Annotated in this window: 14 protein-coding genes; 8 read left to right on the top strand and 6 right to left on the bottom strand. The window is 43.2% G+C overall.

Annotated elements, in window-relative coordinates; genetic code table 11:
- Nucleotides 1–252: 252 nt before the first annotated feature.
- The 4 genes from SGRA_RS02410 (at nucleotide 253) to SGRA_RS02395 (ending at nucleotide 5,660) form a co-directional block, all read left to right on the top strand.
- A complete protein-coding gene (locus tag SGRA_RS02410) occupies nucleotides 253–2,607 on the top strand; it encodes a TonB-dependent receptor (RefSeq protein WP_014373549.1) in 2,355 nt (784 codons plus the stop codon).
- 342 nt (nucleotides 2,608–2,949) lie between these two features.
- The gene (locus SGRA_RS02405) at nucleotides 2,950–3,561 is read left to right on the top strand and encodes an SH3 domain-containing protein (protein ID WP_014373548.1); all 612 of its coding nucleotides are present in this window, start codon (nucleotides 2,950–2,952) and stop codon (nucleotides 3,559–3,561) included.
- Nucleotides 3,562–4,509: a riboflavin biosynthesis protein RibF gene (ribF, locus tag SGRA_RS02400; protein WP_014373547.1), complete on the top strand. Its 948-nt coding sequence runs from the start codon at nucleotides 3,562–3,564 to the stop codon at nucleotides 4,507–4,509.
- Between the two features lie 11 nt (nucleotides 4,510–4,520).
- Nucleotides 4,521–5,660 (top strand): glycosyltransferase family 2 protein, encoded by a 1,140-nt coding sequence (locus SGRA_RS02395; RefSeq protein ID WP_014373546.1) that lies wholly within the window; start codon nucleotides 4,521–4,523, stop codon nucleotides 5,658–5,660.
- 215 nt (nucleotides 5,661–5,875) lie between these two features.
- Here SGRA_RS02395 and SGRA_RS23740 read toward each other — a convergent pair whose 3' ends face one another.
- The 4 genes from SGRA_RS23740 to SGRA_RS02380 form a co-directional block, all read right to left on the bottom strand.
- Nucleotides 5,876–6,064 (bottom strand): hypothetical protein, encoded by a 189-nt coding sequence (locus SGRA_RS23740; protein WP_014373545.1) that lies wholly within the window; start codon nucleotides 6,062–6,064, stop codon nucleotides 5,876–5,878.
- 94 nt (nucleotides 6,065–6,158) lie between these two features.
- Nucleotides 6,159–6,614, bottom strand: coding sequence for a hypothetical protein (locus SGRA_RS02390; RefSeq protein WP_014373544.1), 456 nt, complete (start codon nucleotides 6,612–6,614; stop codon nucleotides 6,159–6,161).
- 164 nt (nucleotides 6,615–6,778) lie between these two features.
- A complete protein-coding gene (locus SGRA_RS02385; RefSeq protein ID WP_014373543.1) occupies nucleotides 6,779–8,149 on the bottom strand; it encodes a Fic family protein in 1,371 nt (456 codons plus the stop codon).
- 266 nt (nucleotides 8,150–8,415) lie between these two features.
- Nucleotides 8,416–9,903: a DUF5106 domain-containing protein gene (locus SGRA_RS02380; RefSeq protein ID WP_014373542.1), complete on the bottom strand. Its 1,488-nt coding sequence runs from the start codon at nucleotides 9,901–9,903 to the stop codon at nucleotides 8,416–8,418.
- A 748-nt stretch (nucleotides 9,904–10,651) separates the two neighbouring features.
- On the opposite strand from SGRA_RS02380, the gene mce reads away from it, so the two are divergent.
- From mce to SGRA_RS02355, 4 genes are read left to right on the top strand one after another with little or no spacing between them, the layout of a single operon-like run.
- The gene (mce, locus tag SGRA_RS02370; RefSeq protein ID WP_014373539.1) at nucleotides 10,652–11,053 is read left to right on the top strand and encodes a methylmalonyl-CoA epimerase; all 402 of its coding nucleotides are present in this window, start codon (nucleotides 10,652–10,654) and stop codon (nucleotides 11,051–11,053) included.
- Entirely contained in the window at nucleotides 11,053–11,811 is a 759-nt protein-coding gene (locus SGRA_RS02365) for a sulfite exporter TauE/SafE family protein (protein WP_014373538.1), read from the top strand. The genes mce and SGRA_RS02365 overlap by 1 nt, the downstream gene beginning before the upstream one ends.
- Before the next feature lie 13 nt (nucleotides 11,812–11,824).
- Nucleotides 11,825–12,289: a hypothetical protein gene (locus tag SGRA_RS02360; protein WP_014373537.1), complete on the top strand. Its 465-nt coding sequence runs from the start codon at nucleotides 11,825–11,827 to the stop codon at nucleotides 12,287–12,289.
- Entirely contained in the window at nucleotides 12,264–12,842 is a 579-nt protein-coding gene (locus SGRA_RS02355; RefSeq protein ID WP_014373536.1) for a hypothetical protein, read from the top strand. The genes SGRA_RS02360 and SGRA_RS02355 overlap by 26 nt, the downstream gene beginning before the upstream one ends.
- 65 nt (nucleotides 12,843–12,907) lie before the next feature.
- Here SGRA_RS02355 and pckA read toward each other — a convergent pair whose 3' ends face one another.
- Together pckA and SGRA_RS02345 are read right to left on the bottom strand one after the other, a co-directional pair.
- Nucleotides 12,908–14,521, bottom strand: coding sequence for a phosphoenolpyruvate carboxykinase (ATP) (pckA, locus tag SGRA_RS02350; RefSeq protein ID WP_014373535.1), 1,614 nt, complete (start codon nucleotides 14,519–14,521; stop codon nucleotides 12,908–12,910).
- 154 nt (nucleotides 14,522–14,675) lie between these two features.
- Entirely contained in the window at nucleotides 14,676–15,902 is a 1,227-nt protein-coding gene (locus tag SGRA_RS02345; RefSeq protein ID WP_041329815.1) for a pyridoxal phosphate-dependent aminotransferase, read from the bottom strand.
- Nucleotides 15,903–16,035 lie beyond the last annotated feature (133 nt).

Genomic DNA, 16,035 nt, shown 5'->3' with positions numbered 1-16,035 from the left:
GCACTCTTGCCGGCCCTTATGGCTGAGCAGAAGCCAAAGAATAAAATCTTAGTAGACAGAGGAGGACGAAAAAATATTTCATTTTGTGGGACTTAAGAGGGGGGAAACAAAATATGATGCAAGTTAAGGTAGAACTTAAAAAAAAACCTTAAAAAAAGTTAAATATAGCTGTTCCTATACGACGGTATTTTTGTCATAAACTACTAAATTCCCAGTTGACTAGCCAATTTCCCCCAACAGAACTCCTACATTATGAAAAAGTATTACTTAAGTTTGCTGCTCCTGAGTTTGCTAACTGTTGCCTGGGGCCAAAGAAAGGCCAACAATAGCGGCGGTAGCCAGCTAATTGAGGGCTTACTTATAGATGCAGAAACACTAGAGCCCTTAGGAGGGGTAATTGTTTTTGTAGAAGACAGTTATCCAATTATTTCTACTAGCTCAGATGCCGATGGCTATTTTCGTTTGGACCGAGTTCCTTTGGGGCGGCAAACGCTAAAGGCCCAAAAGGCAGGTTATCAGACGTTTTATACAGATAATATTGTTTTGCGCTCTTCTAAGCCCGCTTATCTAGAAGCGAGCATGGAGGCCCAAAAAGATTTGAAATGGGGCGATGATTTTAGAGAAAACCGTCCTTTGAATAGTTTTTCTGTTGTTTCTACCCGCTCTTTTAATGTGGAGGAAACGCAGCGCTACCCTGGGGCTATTAACGACCCTAGTCGAATGGCCCTTAGTTTTCCAGCCGTGCAATCTTACTGGGACAATAATGCCGACATGATTATTCGGGGAAACCCCACGGCCACCCAAACTTTTTTCTTAGAGGGCGTAGAGCTCTTGGGTATGGGCCACTTTGCCGCTCCAATGAGTAGAAATGGGGGCGTTTCGGCTTTGAGTATTGCCCTGTTAGACAAATCGGATTTTTCGGCTGGTGGTTTTGCTGCCGAATATGGCAATGCGCAATCCGCAGTTTTAGATATGCATTTTAGAAAGGGGAACCCCAACCAACAAGCCTATAGTTTTCGCTTTGGCTTGATTGGTATTGATTTTAGTGCAGAGGGCCCAATTCAAAGAGGGCAGAGTAGTTTTTTGGTCAATTATCGCTATTCTACTTTGGGGGTACTTTCTCAGTTTGGGCTTTATGTGGTCCGTTCTAATGTAGCCAATACCTTTCAGGATTTATCCTTTAATTTGAGTTGGGAATCTAAGGACCGCCGCAAAGAGCTTCGCTTTTTTGGTTTGGGGGGCTTGGGCTCCGAGCAATGGCTCATTAAAGAAGATTCTAGCAATTGGATTAACCGCTTGGACCATAATAGCATTGACAGCCGCACGGCAAATGGTACTTTGGGCCTAAAATACAGTGAAGTTTTGGGGAAGGGCGCTTATTTTCAGGCTACGGCTGGCGCTTCGGTCAACGGAACAATTTATAATGTGAACAATGCGCCTATGGATTCTACACGTATAGAATCGAATAGTTTGTTGCTGCAGCAGTATAGCCTTTCTGGGGTCTACAGTAAAAAGTTGGACCAAAAATTTAGGCTAAAAACAGGGCTAAACCTCTATGGGCAGTTGTATGATTTGCATCATGACTATTATAATTATGATGCAGAGCGCTTGGATACTTTTTTGGCCACCGGCCTAAAATTTAATTACTGGGCCAGAGGCTATGCGCAAATTCAGTGGAATTTATCTAAGCGTTGGCAAATTTTGGCAGGGGGAGCTTTCTTATTTCAAGGCTATAATAATACTTATTGCCTAGAGCCCCGAACGGCTTTGATGTATCGCCCGAGCAAGAAAACAAAGTTGGCCCTATCTTATGGTGTTTATGGTCAATTGTTGCCTTTGGGGACCTATGAAACCCAAATTAAGATCAACCCCAATGAAACCTTAGAAATTGCCAACTCTCAGCATTTGATTTTGAGTTGGCGGCAGGCGCTTCGCTACGATTTATCTACTTTGGTAGAAGCTTGGTATCAGTACGGAAGCAATCAGCCGATTGGCAGTGAGGCGGGCAGTACCTTTTGGTTGTACAATCAGCGGAAGAGCTTTGGCCGTGTTCCGCTTAGTTCTTTGGGGGCCAACCGAAATTATGGGATAGACCTAAGCATTGAGAAAGTATTTCGCAGAGGATTTTTCCTGATGAGTTCGCTCTCGCTTTTTCGGTCCAATTACCGAGCAATTGATAATAATTGGTACCGCAGCCGCTACGATAATCATTTTGTGGCCAATTTTACTACGGGCTATGAATGGATCTTGCCCAAGGGCGGGCGTTTGTTGTGCAGTGCTCGTTTGTTGGCCAATGGCGGTTACCGTTATATGCCCGCCGATACAGCGGCTTCTTTGGCCCAAAACCGAATGGTATTTGACGAAAGTCAGGGCTATAGCCTTGGGCAATCCGATGAAGATGTCCCGGTTTATTATCGGCTAGATTTTCGTTTGGCCTACCGAAAAAATTATAAAAAATCCTCGCTTACGCTTTCTTTGGATGTGCAGAATATGAGTAATAATCTCAATAATTTGTATCAGCCGTTTTATCATTTTCAAGAAGATCGGATCTATAATGCATATCAGAGTGGAATTTTACCCGTGATTGCGATGGAACTAGATTTTTAGCCAGTTTTTTTGGTCCTCAATTTAAATCCGCTCAGCTATTTTGCTGAGCGGATTTTTTTATGAGTAGGAAGTTGCTCTGTCGTTGAAATGAGCTGATAAAGTTCTAAATAGCTTGATCTTTTTTGTAAATTTGGCGCAGTTCCAGCCTAAGCTTTAGTGGGGGCCAGGCTCTTGCGTCGGCTTAGGGATGGAAAGGGGGGCGGCGCAGCCGCAGACCCAAGTTTTTTGAGCGCAGCGAAAAAAAACTGCAGGGCCGAGCGAATAGCGAGCCCCGACACAGCCCGACCCAAGGCCCAAAGGGCCGCAGGGGAAGCCCCTAAAAAATATAAAATTGCAGAGAATATGTCAGAAAGCTCTCGGAAAAGAAGGGAAAGAAAAAGAGCCGAAGCAAAGGCCAGAAAACAGCAACAGCAGCAGAAGAAGCTCGATTTGGAGAAAGATCCTACAGAAAAAAAAGGAATTTTGTCTGTTTTGCGCCCCATTGAGTTGATTAGTGGGGGCTTGTTAATTGGTTCGCTTTTATTGTATGGGGTGTCGAGATGTAGCCGAACGGAGGAGTTGCCTGCGCCAGAAGTGGTTTCGGTAGATAGTACGGCGGCCCAAGCGGCAAGCTCAGCGGCTACGGCAAATCTGTTAAAATATTATGTCGTTTTAGATAGTCTGAAATTTCGGACGGGCCCTTATTTGGATAGCACTTTGATTCGCTATTTGCCCCATGGGGAGGAATTAGTTTCTTTGAATGAAGTGACTGATTTTGAACAGGGGCTGCGTGTTTCTGTTGATGAATTTACGCGGGAGCCTTGGGTGAAAGTGCGAGATAAAAACGGCCGAGAAGGTTGGGTATATGGGGCTGGCGTTCGTCCTTACCGCAAAAATAAACCTGCGCCAAGGCCCCCGAGGGAGGCCGCAGATGAGGCAGAAAATAGCAATAGCGAAACAGAACAGGAAAATTAGATGAACATTTATCGCCAACTAGAGGCTTTGCCCAAATTTAAGCGGGCGGTGCTGAGCATGGGCTCTTTTGATGGAGTGCATTTGGGGCATCAACATATTATCAAGCAGTTGGTCCAACTAGCTGAAGCGCAAGATGGAGAGACGGTTTTGCTGACTTTTGATCCGCATCCAAGAATTGTTTTGGCCCAAAAAAGAGGGGAACAAAGTAGTTTGCGTTTGCTAACGACCCTAGAAGAAAAAGCCGATATTTTAGAGCAGGCGGGCATTGCAAACTTGGTGGTGGTGCCTTTTACAGAGGCCTTTTCTTCTTTGAGTCCCGCAGATTATTTGGATCAATTTCTACTGCATTATTTTCAGCCAGCTTGTATTGCCATTGGTTACGACCATAAGTTTGGCAAGGGCCGGGCTGGCGACATCCATTTTTTGCGAGAGGCACAAAAAAGCCGAAATTTTGCACTCAAGGAGTTTGATAAAAAGGAAGTGGATGAGATTGCTGTGAGCTCGACCAAAATTCGCAGAGCAATTTCGGAAGGCAAAATTATGCTGGCCCAACAATTATTGGGGCGACCCTATAGCTTTTCGGGAAAAGTAGTGAAGGGCTTGCAATTGGGCCGAAAACTGGGCTTTCCCACCGCCAATATTTCCATAGAAAATCCCTACAAACTCTTGCCGCCAGAAGGTATTTATGTGGCGCAAGTGATTTTGCCCAATGGCGAAAAAAAACAGGGGATGCTTTACCGAGGACCGCGGCCTACCTTAGAAAATGAACCGAATATTACCGTCGAAATTAATATTTTTGATTTTGAGGGCGACCTTTATGGCCAAGAACTCAAGGTCGAAATGCTCAAATATTTAAGAGCGGATGTTCGCTTTGAAAATCTGGACCAACTTTCGGCACAATTGGCGAAAGATCGCCTAGATAGCCTCGCCTTTTTTGCCCAACAATAAAATAAAATCAAATGCCTGCTTCTAAAGTAGCCGCTCAACAGCCGCTGGTGGCTATCGCTATCCTCAATTATAATGGAGCCGATTATCTCGAGCGCTTTTTACCCTCGGTTTTGCAAACGACTTATCCGAATGCGCAACTTTTTGTGATCGATAATGGCTCTACAGACGATTCCATTGACCGACTAAAAAAATGGGGCTTCGAGCGCTTTATGGCTACGGCCGATCAGCCTTTTCCACCAGCTCAATCTGCCGACAGAAAAATTCCACGCTATTATATTGATTTGCCCGAAAATTATGGCTTTGCCGAAGGCTACAACCGCGGCTTGGCCCAATTGCAACATGCAGATTATTATGTGTTGCTCAATTCGGATGTAGAAGTTAGTCCCGATTGGGTAGAGCCATTGATTCATTGTCTAGAAAAATCTCCGCAAAGAGCGGCCGCCCAACCCAAAATTTTGATGGAGGCCCAACGCAATTTGTTTGAATATGCTGGGGCTGCGGGGGGCTGGATGGACCATTGGGGCTATCCTTTTTGTCGGGGACGAATTTTTTCTGAATTGGAAGAAGATCAGGGGCAATATGACCAAACGCAAGAGGTTTTTTGGGCCTCTGGGGCCGCCCTTTGCATTCGCAGCCAACTTTATCATCAGTTTGGCGGATTAGATGCCGATTTTTTTGCTCATATGGAAGAAATTGATTTTTGCTGGCGATTAAAAAAAGGCAATTACCAAATTTATGTTTGTCCAAAATCTAAGGTGTGGCATGTTGGCGGCGGCACCCTGCCTCCTAATAATCCCCGAAAAGATTATCTCAATTTTAGAAATAGTTTGGTTTGTCTGCTCAAAAATTTGGAGGGCGGGCCAACACTTTTTCTGCTCTTATACTGGCGACTTTTACTCGATGGTCTGGCCGCTATTCGTTTTCTTAAGGATGGAAAATGGGGGAGTATTGCGGCCATTGTTAAGGCGCACTGGCATTTTTTCTTTGCTTTTCCCAAACACTGGAAAAAAAGAGCCGAAATAAAAGAGCGGCTTGCGGCCTATGCCTATCAAAAAACGCCTCGATTTAATACTGCGGGTTATTTGCGCAAAAGTATTGTCTGGCTGCATTTTGCCAAAAAGGTAAAAACGTTTAAAGATATAGAGCAGTAAGTTTTTTTGGGGCTGCCCCTCCCTGCGGTCGGGTCGGGCTGTGTCGCAGCTCGCTGTTCGCTCGGCCCTGCGTTTTTTCGCTTCGCTCAAAAAACTGGGTCTGGCCTGACGGCCACTGCTATCCATCCCTCAGCCGTTTGGCCTTCGGCCATAGCTGTAGGTTGAAACCCACAGCCATACAACAAATTCATTCTAGATTTATAATGCGAAGAGGATTAAAATCCTCTACCGCTTTGAACAAAGGCATTTTTCTCCAGCAGTTTTTCTTTTTTAGAAGAAAACCCTTTCCCATTTTCAGCAAAGAAGGGCTTTAGCCCACCAGTTTGCATAGACTTACAAGCATGGGCTTTAGCCCATGGCAGTACACTTAAACTCCATACTAAAAATTCAGGGTTAAAAAACAACTTATATTATTCCCGCCCTGGGCTGAAGCCCATGGCCATAAATAGATCGTAAAAATTGAGGGATAAAAAGTAGCTGCTATGGCTAATAGACGAACTATGCCGCTTGTTTAGCTGCATAGTTTTCTGTTGGACCATATAACAACTCCCAGCCTTTGAGCAAAACCTGATAATAAAGAGCAATAAAACGGTCGAGCAAAGCCAAGGGCTTTTGCAAAAGCCATAATTTTGGCGAAGAAGAAAGAATTTCCTCCTTTTTTTGCCCTTTTTGTGGCAAATCCTTTTGCGATTGCCCTTTTAATAGGCCCAAGCTAATGAGTTGCTCATAAATAAGGGCCAGTTCTGCCACCTCTTCCAAAATGGCTGCGGGTTGGCCCAAAGCCTTAAAAATGAGGAGAAACTCCGCAAAGAGAAATTTTCTGCGGCCAATAAAATGCTCCAAACCCGCAGCGCGTAGGCGTTTGCGCAAGGTCGGATAAGAAATGCCGTAAAAAGCCTTGAGCATTTTTTTACTCAATTTATAATCCTGCATTTTTTCTTGAAGACTCGTCATGGGGCGGTGTTTTTTTGTTGTTTCTAAAGTTAGGGATAAAAAATGCTAATGTCAATAGACTGAGCAATAATTTCTTAGACAAAAAAAGCGGCAGAAAAATCCATCTGATTTTTCTGCCGCTCGCTATTTGAAAGCCGCTAATTGAAAGGGTAAGAAATTATCCTTTATCTAATTCCGAGCATCGACGAAAATACTTTTTCAAAAAAGGACTGAACCACCTCAGAAAGAACTTCATTGTCATGATCTTTTTCCCAACTTGGATTTTTTTTGTCAGAATTTGCATATCTAACTACAAGACGGCCATTATCTGCAATAAAAAATGATCTTAAGTTAATTTCATGGCTATGATTGGAGTAACCAATAAATTGGAAGTCATTTGTTTCTGCATTGAAAAAATTCAATTCAAGTGGGATTATGTTTGCTGTTGGTGGGAATTTTTTATTAGAGCGATAGAACCTAAACATTAGGGTAGTTACAATTCTATTTGTCTCGTTATTGTGAAAACGAATGGAAAAAAAGTTGGTACCTGCCGCTATTCCTTTTTCTCTGAGCTGCTGATATTTTTCAAATGTAATAGGAGGGTATTCATAAAAGCTAACATAATAACTTTCTACGTTTTCATCAATTACATTTACAACTTGTTTGAACTCTAATTTAATTTGATTTACCTTATTCAACCAAAGTTCAAATTGAGTCTTTCTTTTTGCCAGCTCCTGTTGAGTATCTTTATTACCAAGTCTTTTTGCCCAACCTTTTAGTCTATTTGACTCATCTCTTAGTCGAATATACTCTCCAAATAATTCAGTGCAGTTTTTTGTAACGACTTCAATTATTGGCTCATATTCTCCCTCATCAGCCAAACTTAATGCGTTATAATAGTCTGGTCTTTCGCTTCTTTTGATATTACAAATCGGAAATCCACTTTTGAGTAATATTAAATTTAGAAGTAATCTTGCCGTTCTACCATTTCCATCTTTAAAGGGGTGAATTTTTACTATTTCATGATGAGCAACAGCAGCAACAATGATTGGATTTTCATCTTTATTGGCTTTGATCCAATCAAATAAATCACGCATTTTTATTGGTACTTCAAAAGGTTCTGGGGGTCTGTGTTCTGAACCAGTTATAATCACACCAATATTTCTATAATTGCCAGGATCTAGAGTCGGGTCGTTGCCTATAATTAGACTGTGAAGTTGCTTGATGTAATTTTCAGTAATTTCTACATCTTGTTGTACTAATTCGTATAAAAAATCAAATGCAATTCCAAGGTTTTTAACTTCAATACTATCCTTCAAGGGTTTCCCTCTGATATCGATCCCTTCTTTAAGAACTAATGAAGTTTCCTGTAATGTTAATCGGTTCCCCTCTATTCCTGAACTATGAAATATATGATGAGTTCTAAAATGTTCTCTTAGTTTTTCAAGAGCAATTTTATCTAAGGGCGATTGTCTAAATTCTTCAATTTCCCCAAGAAGGTTTTTTATTTCTTGATATAGGTCTGCTGAAAGGAGGTCTCTGCTTAATTCAATCATATTAGGTCGTGTTAAAAAAAGTTTTTTAGCCAACTTGGTTTATAAACTGCTTGTAAGTATTTGCCTTTGGATGTACAGATTCAAAAGTTTAGCCTTTTGCTTTGAGCTTAAACTTTGAACTCCGGACTAACCTATTATTGTAAAAATAGAAAAAAAGTATACAAATAAGCTGGCTCATTATTTCTTAGACAAAAAAAGCGGCAGAAAAATCCATCTGATTTTTCTGCCGCTTGCTAATTGAAAGCCGCTAATTGAAAGGGGAGAAATTATCCTTTTTCTTTGGCCTCTTCTTCGGCTGCACGAGTCAAAATTTGATCAATTTGCTCGGGGTCTAAGCGTTTGTACAAGATATTTTTTTCTTGGTCCAACAAATAGACAAAAGGATTCACTTTTACATTATAAAGCTTTTTGGTCAAGGCCAAAGGATAAGCCTTATCGCTGGTGTTGATCCAGTTCATGCCCAATTCTTTGATCTTTTTCTTACAAGCATCTACATCATCAATGTTTTTGCTGCAAATCCCATAAATTTCAAAGCCTTTGTCTTTCCATTTTTCATAAACAGGGACCAATTTCTTAGAATTTTTGCTACAGTTTCCACAACTGGGGTCCCAAAAATAAACGGCCACAAAACGCTTTTTCAAACCATAAAGGCTAACGGGCAAGCCCGTTTTAATATTGGTCAGTTTAATGTCCTGCGCTTTTTCTCCACAAAGGCTATAACGCAAATCTTCAACATTTTCACAAATTTTCTCCAATTGTTCGGGGTCTACCCATTCTGGTTTTTCCGCCCCACAATAATATTTGCTTCCAATATGATAATAAACATTATCCATGCAAATTACTTTGCTGTTGGCGTAGCGATTGAGCAAATGCGCAGCGGCAAACTGATACATATCTTTGTCGCCGGCCTTAATAATATTGCTCAAAATAAAATCAACAGAAGCAATAACAGAGTCAGGCTCTTGCACTGTTAATTTATCACAGTAAAAATCTAGTTTCTGCTGAAAAACAGGGGTGCGAATCAAACGCATATCGCTAAAGTCAAAATCATCCCAATAATGTTTTTTGAAATAATAATAAGACTGTAGTCTGTCGCCAGCAATGGCTTCGGGTACCTCGGGCTGACGAGAAGCCAAAATTAACTTGGTCGATAAGTAGTTGGGCTGCTCCTTGATCATTTTTTCCTGATAAGCCGTTACTTCCCCATTCAATTTCTTCATTTTTTGCTCCAGCTCCTCTTTTTCGGCCTGCAATTTTGCCTTTTTTGGCCCTTGGCCCTGCATTTCGTCTAGCTCTTTTTGAAGTTCTTGCAGACGGCTCTGCAAGTTTCTGTTTTTTTCGGCCTGCTCAGACAAAAAATGCAGATAATTTACAAAGGCCATATTATCCTTAGAGCCTTTAATATTGAGGTTTTTTACCCAATTTCCGCCTTCGTCCTTGGTTTCTAAGGTCAGTGTTTGCTCCTCATCAGAAGGGACCAAAAACTCGAAATAACTATTGCTCGGCTTGGTCAAAATCAAATACACCCCTTTTTCTAAGAGCGTATCTTTCTTAAACTCAAAATATCCCTGCGCATTGCGGCCAATGGCCGTATCTTTCACATAAGTTTTGTCTCCCAAACGATAGCCCAAAATACAAGTATCGTTCTTATAATCTTTTAATTTTACCTTGATGTCATAGCCTTTTTGGGCCCAGAGTCCTTGCGCAAAACAAAACAAGGAAAAGGTCAATAAGCTGTGTGCAATCCAATTCATGTAAAGCATTTTATTTTTGATATAAATCTAAATACCGTCAACAAAACTAAGTTTTTTTAACTAAGTTTCTAGTTAAAGGCTATTTAAAACTGAAAATCGAAATTTACTGCCCTAAAGTTATTCAAAAGCTGGGCCAGCAAGAAAAAAACGAAGGCGGCTATTTTTTTGTCCATTTTGCGAGGGAATTATTTTTTATTTTTTGGGGGCCTCAGCTGCGCTGCGCTACGTTTCAGGGCTCGCAGGTCTGCTCGGCCCATCGCTTTTTTCGCTTTGCTCAAAAAGCTCGGTCTGGCCTTCGGCCACCCTTACACATCGCTAGGCCAAAAGCGTTTTTTTGCGCTAGATTTATTTTTTGGGTCTTTTTTTCCATTTTGCTCAACAAGAATGCTAAAACTCCCTTAAAGAAAGATCAGGTTTTAAAAAGAGGGGCTAAGTTCTTAGCTTCGCTGCAAGGCTCAGGAAATTGGTCCTTGGCCCGCAGGGCCAAAACGGCCTAGCGATGTGCAGCAGTGCGGCGCAGCCGCAGACCCAGCAAAAAACTTGTTTTTTTGCGCAGGGCCGAGCGAACAGCGAGCTGCGGAACGTAGCGCCGACGACCGAAGGGAGGCGGAGGCCCCAAAACAACATTAAGCTGCGCAACGACAACAAGGCCTTTAGGCCGCAGTTCGACGACTGAAAGGAGTAACCGCAGCAAGGCGAAGCCGCAGCTGAGGCCCCAAAAAATCATCATCAAAAAAAATGTAGGAATATGAAACTAGAACACATTGGAATTGCCGTAAAAGATTTGGCAGCCAGCAACGAACTTTTTGCTAGCCTTTTGGGCCGAGCGCATTATAAAATTGAGGCCGTAGAATCGGAAGGGGTGAGCACCAGCTTTTTTATGGCTGGCGAGAGCAAAATTGAGCTTTTGGAGGCCAGCCGAGCAGATAGTCCCATTGCCAAATTTATTGAGAAAAGAGGGGAGGGGATTCATCATTTGGCCTTTGAAGTGGAAGATATTGAGGCCGAAATGAAAAGATTGCAGGCCGAAGGCTACCGCTTGTTGAATGAAACACCCAAACGAGGGGCCGATAACAAACTCATCTGTTTTTTGCATCCAAAGTCTAGCAATGGTGTTTTGGTAGAGCTTTGTCAAAGCATCAAGGACTAATGCCTGAAGATATTTATTTATACCTTTTGGCGGCTTTTGGAAGTTTGCTGGCGGGTTTTATCAATACTTTGGCCGGCAGTGGATCGGTCATTACGCTTTCCATTTTAATGTATGTGGTGGGTTTGCCGGCAAAAATTGCCAGTGCGACCATTCGCTTTAGTATTTTGTCCATGTTGGGCTTTACCTTGCCCCATTATCAGCGGGCGGGAAAAATCAATTGGCGGCGCGACTGGCTGATGGTAGTTTCTACCGCTTTGGGCGGAATATGTGGAATTTTTCTCTTAATTTATGTCGATAATGCGGTCTTTAAGGACAGCATGAAGTACGTTTTTCTGGCCCTGCTGTTTATTGTCCTTTTTGATAGTAAACGTTGGCTCAAAGAGACGGATCCTCGCTCGCTTTCACCTTTTTTAGTAGTGCCACTCTTTTTTTTGGTGGGCCTTTATGGAGGGTTCATTCAGATGGGCGTGGGCTTATTATTTTTGGTCGTCACGGTTTTGGGCGCGGGCTACAACATTATTGATGCGGGAGGCGTAAAATTGGCGGCCATTGCCAGTTATACTATTTTTGCGGTCCTACTTTTTGCCTATAGTGGGCTCATTCGCTGGGATTTTGCCTTGGCGATGAGTGTGGGCGAAATTGCGGGCGGACAATTGGGCGCTCGTTTTGCGGTCAAGCACCCCAAAGCGGGGCTTTGGGCGCATCGGATGTTAGTGGTCTTGCTAATTTCTGTAGTTGTTCGCGCTTTCCTCTTTTAGAACAGATGCTGAAATGTTTGGAAAAAACAACTGGTCGGATCGTTTGCAAAAGCGATTAACGGCTTATATAGATGAGCGCTTTGAGGAATACCGAGAGCGTTTGGCTGAAGATTTGGCGAGGGGAGTGGCTCAATTGGGTCAACTCCTCAGCCTTTTGGCGATTTTGTTGTTGGTGGGCCTCTTTTTGAGCCTCACCCTAACGTTATTGCTGGCCGCCTTGCTTTGGCCGTTTATGGGCGGCTGGGCTTTGGTGCTTGCTTTTGGCTTGATGGCTGCGGCCTTGAGTTATGGCGGCTACTACCTTTGGAAAAATCGGACAAAATTAGTGCACAGCCCCATTTTTGAGCAAATTCATCAGGCCTTATTGGGAGAAAGCAAGGAGGCAGAAAATTTTGAGATAGAAGATGAAATAGAGATAAAATTTCCTAGTCCATTAAGCGAAAACGAAGAAGATGAGCAAGAACGCAACGAACAATAATCCGCAGCCCTCAGTAGTTCGCTTATATTCCTGGACCCATTGGGCCATTAGTAGTAGTTTGCTCTTGGCGATTTTGCTGCTAGTGGCCTATTTGCAGCTAGAAGAAATTCTCTTTTTAAAAGGAGAGTTGTTGCAACTCAGTCTGCCGGCTTTTACGGGTGTTTACCTAAGCTTGGCCAACTGGAAATTCATAAAAAAGTGGGCCATAATCCTTTTGCCGATTTGGTTGGCGGTGGCCTTGGCCATTGGTTTATTGGGCATTTTGGGCGCCAATATTTTCCTTTCGGAGGTAGAGCCTGGAGATTATTGGTGGATTGATTTTTTGGTCCAAATTCTCCCCGCTTTATTATCGGGCCATTGGCTGTACAACGGCTATAGCCAAATGAGTACAAAAGGCAGTTGGTTCATTTATTTGCTCCTTTTGTTTTGGTGTGTTTTGGGCAGTTTGCTCTTTTTTAGTGATAGCATCAACTTCTTTATTTTACAAGCGGTATACTTAGGCGGTTTGGGGAGTATTTTGCAATTGCTGCATCGTTTTGGAAAAGATAAATAGCGGCCATAGGGCCAAAAAAAAAGTGAGCTCATTTGAGCTCACTTTTTTTTGCGATAAGAAAAACCTTAGAGGCTAACCGTTGCTTCTGGAGCAGCAGCTAGGATTTCCTCATTGGCTTGATCCTTAAATTTATCAAAGTTAGTAACAAACTTATTGGCCAAATCCTGTGCTTTCACATCATAAGCCGCTTTATCGGCCCAAGTGTTACGAGGATTCAAGATATCGGCAGGAACGCCGGGGCAGCTAGTGGGCATATGCAAACCAAAAACAGGCATCTCCTGATAGTCTACATCCGTCAATTGACCTTCCAATACCGCCGTGATCATCGCACGAGTATATTTTAGGGCAATGCGGCTACCGACACCATAAGGACCAGCAGACCAGCCCGTATTCACCAACCAGATGTTCACATTGTGCTTGCGCATGCGCTCGCCCAACATTTCGGCATACTGAGTAGGATGCAAGGGCAAGAAAGGAGCACCAAAACAAGCCGAGAAAGCACTTACGGGCTCGTCGATACCTGCTTCTGTACCGGCCACCTTAGCCGTATAGCCAGAAATAAAGTGATACATGGCTTGGCCGGGCGTCAATTTAGACAAGGGAGGCAAAACGCCAAAAGCATCACAGGTGAGGAAGAAAATATTTTGGGGAATCCCGCCCTTAGAAGGTTCTAGGGCATTATCAATATGATGAATAGGATAAGAAACCCGAGTATTTTGTGTAATGCTGGTATCGGCAAAATCGGGGGTGCGACTATTGGGCAAAAACTCCATATTTTCGAGAATGGCCCCAAACTTAATCGCATTCCAGATCTGAGGTTCTTTTTCCTCGCTCAAATCAATTGTTTTGGCATAACAGCCGCCTTCAAAATTGAAAACGCCTTCTTCTGACCAGCCGTGCTCATCGTCTCCGATAAGATTGCGCTTGGGATCAGCAGAAAGCGTAGTTTTACCTGTGCCCGAAAGGCCAAAGAAAACAGCCGTGTCGCCATCTTGGCCCACATTGGCCGAGCAGTGCATAGAAAGTACGTTGCGTTCTTGAGGCAAAACATAATTGAGCACCGAGAAAATTCCTTTTTTAATTTCTCCAGTATAGCCTGTTCCCCCAATGATAATTGCCTTTTTGCTAAAGTTGATAATCGCAAAGTTTTCTTGGCGAGTACCGTCAACTTCAGGATTAGCCATAAAGCCAGGCGCACAGAGAATGGTCCATTCTGGATTTGCGTTTAGCAGTTCTTCTTCGCTAGGGCGCAAAAACATATTGTTGGCAAACATAGCCGACCAAGGCTTTTCTGCAATCAGACGCAAGTTTAGACGATAGTTATCATCGGCACAAGCATAAGCATCGCGGATGTAGAGGTCTTTGTCTGCAAAATATGCGGCAATTTTGTTGTAAAGCGCATCAAATTTTGCCGGCTCAAAGGGCATATTGATGCTGTTCCAATCTACGGTCTTCTCCGTAAGCTCATCTTGTACTACAAAGCGATCTTTGGGCGATCGACCTGTAAATTTGCCCGTTTTAATTCTGATTGCCCCTGTATCAGCCAGAACGCCTTCTCCAAGTTGGATCGTGTGCTCTACTAGTTCGGGAACAGGAAGGTTCCAGTAAGCAGTCGCAAAATTGCTTAGGCCATAATTGGCCAAGTCAGCCTTCGGGTTTTTAATTCCTACATGCTTCATTGCGTCGTTATTTTGATAGGTACAGCTGCACTTCTATTTGCTGTTGGCTAGAAAAGCAGCTGAAGATGAAAGATTTAGAGGCCGAAACCTCTGATTTTGAAATAAAAAAACGCCTACTCATATTTTTTTTTGCAGTAGGCGTAGTTGTTCTATATTAACGATGATTCGTTAGTTGATTATTGTTAATCGTCCGGCCAGGATAAAGTTTTAAGGCTTCTTCTAGACAATCTAGGGCCTTGTTCAAATCCACCTCATTCAAAACGTAGGCAATCCGAACTTCTTGTTTGCCAAAGCCCAAAGTGGCATAAAAGCCAGAGCCAGGCGCCAACATGACCGTTTCTCCATCTAGTTGAAAAGACTGTAACAACCACTGACAAAAGTTGTCGGTATCATCCACAGGGAGCTGGGCCAATAAATAAAAGGCACCGTTGGGCGTGGGCGCAACTACACCCTCCATCGCTCTCAACCGAGCCAAAACCAATTGCCGACGCTTGTCGTACTCAATGCGCACCTGATCCAAATAATCCATATCGGCATCAATAAAGGCTTCGCCCATAATCTGCCCCAATGTAGACGGACTCAAACGAGCCTGCGCAAATTTCATGGCCGTTTCCAATACCGCTTTGTTTCTAGTCACCATCAAGCCAATTCTAGCCCCACAAGCACTATAGCGCTTAGAAATAGAATCAAACATGATCGTATGCTCTTCCAATCCAGGAATCGCCAAAACCGACAAATGCTTGCGGCCATCATAACAGAAATCTCTATATACTTCATCCGAAAACAAATAGAGATCATATTTTTTGACCATTTCCCCCAAGGCCTCCAATTCAGCAGCGCTATACAAATAACCCGTGGGATTAGCCGGATTACAAATCAAAATCGCTTTGGTATGCGGCGTGATCAAGGCCTCAAAAGACTCAATCGGGGGCAAGGCAAAACCATCTTCAATACTAGAGGTAATTGGCCGAATGTTGATGCCCAAACTCTGCGCAAATCCATTGTAGTTGGCATAAAAAGGCTCGGGCACAATAATCTCATCTCCCGCATCCAAACAAGCCATCATCCCAAACATCAAGGCCTCAGAACCTCCATTGGTCACAATGATGTCGTTATGCGTAAGCTGAATCCCATAACGAGTATAAAATTCTACCAACTTGAGCCGATAAGACTCCATGCCCGCAGAATGACTATACTCCAAAACCTTCATATCAGCCTCCTTAATCGCATTCCAACCAATGTCTGGCGTTACAATATCAGGTTGCCCAATGTTCAAATGATAAACTTTTACCCCACGGTTTTTAGCCCTTGTCGCAAAGGGAACCAATTTCCGTATTGGCGAGGCCGGCGTATACTGACCTCTCTGTGAAATCGATGGCATAAGCGTAAATTTGTATTGTTGTTGTTGCTGTTGTTTTCTTTTTGGGGCTGCCCCTCCCTTTGGTCGGGTCGGGCTGTTTCGCAGCTCGCTCTTCGCTCGGCCCTGCGGGCTTTTTCGCTTCGCTTCAAAAGCC

Source organism: Saprospira grandis str. Lewin (assembly GCF_000250635.1).
Lineage (GTDB): Bacteria > Bacteroidota > Bacteroidia > Chitinophagales > Saprospiraceae > Saprospira > Saprospira grandis.
The sequence above is the reverse complement of the archived record's forward strand: the minus strand, read 5'-3'. Positions and strand labels throughout refer to the sequence as shown.

Coding starts and splice junctions, on each gene's coding strand:
- SGRA_RS02410 (WP_014373549.1), top strand. CDS start 253: ATGAAAAAGTATTACTTAAGTTTGCTGCTCCTGAGTTTGCTAACTGTT.
- SGRA_RS02405 (WP_014373548.1), top strand. CDS start 2,950: ATGTCAGAAAGCTCTCGGAAAAGAAGGGAAAGAAAAAGAGCCGAAGCA.
- ribF (WP_014373547.1), top strand. CDS start 3,562: ATGAACATTTATCGCCAACTAGAGGCTTTGCCCAAATTTAAGCGGGCG.
- SGRA_RS02395 (WP_014373546.1), top strand. CDS start 4,521: ATGCCTGCTTCTAAAGTAGCCGCTCAACAGCCGCTGGTGGCTATCGCT.
- SGRA_RS02390 (WP_014373544.1), bottom strand. CDS start 6,614: ATGACGAGTCTTCAAGAAAAAATGCAGGATTATAAATTGAGTAAAAAA.
- SGRA_RS02385 (WP_014373543.1), bottom strand. CDS start 8,149: ATGATTGAATTAAGCAGAGACCTCCTTTCAGCAGACCTATATCAAGAA.
- SGRA_RS02380 (WP_014373542.1), bottom strand. CDS start 9,903: ATGAATTGGATTGCACACAGCTTATTGACCTTTTCCTTGTTTTGTTTT.
- mce (WP_014373539.1), top strand. CDS start 10,652: ATGAAACTAGAACACATTGGAATTGCCGTAAAAGATTTGGCAGCCAGC.
- SGRA_RS02365 (WP_014373538.1), top strand. CDS start 11,053: ATGCCTGAAGATATTTATTTATACCTTTTGGCGGCTTTTGGAAGTTTG.
- SGRA_RS02360 (WP_014373537.1), top strand. CDS start 11,825: ATGTTTGGAAAAAACAACTGGTCGGATCGTTTGCAAAAGCGATTAACG.
- SGRA_RS02355 (WP_014373536.1), top strand. CDS start 12,264: ATGAGCAAGAACGCAACGAACAATAATCCGCAGCCCTCAGTAGTTCGC.
- pckA (WP_014373535.1), bottom strand. CDS start 14,521: ATGAAGCATGTAGGAATTAAAAACCCGAAGGCTGACTTGGCCAATTAT.
- SGRA_RS02345 (WP_041329815.1), bottom strand. CDS start 15,902: ATGCCATCGATTTCACAGAGAGGTCAGTATACGCCGGCCTCGCCAATA.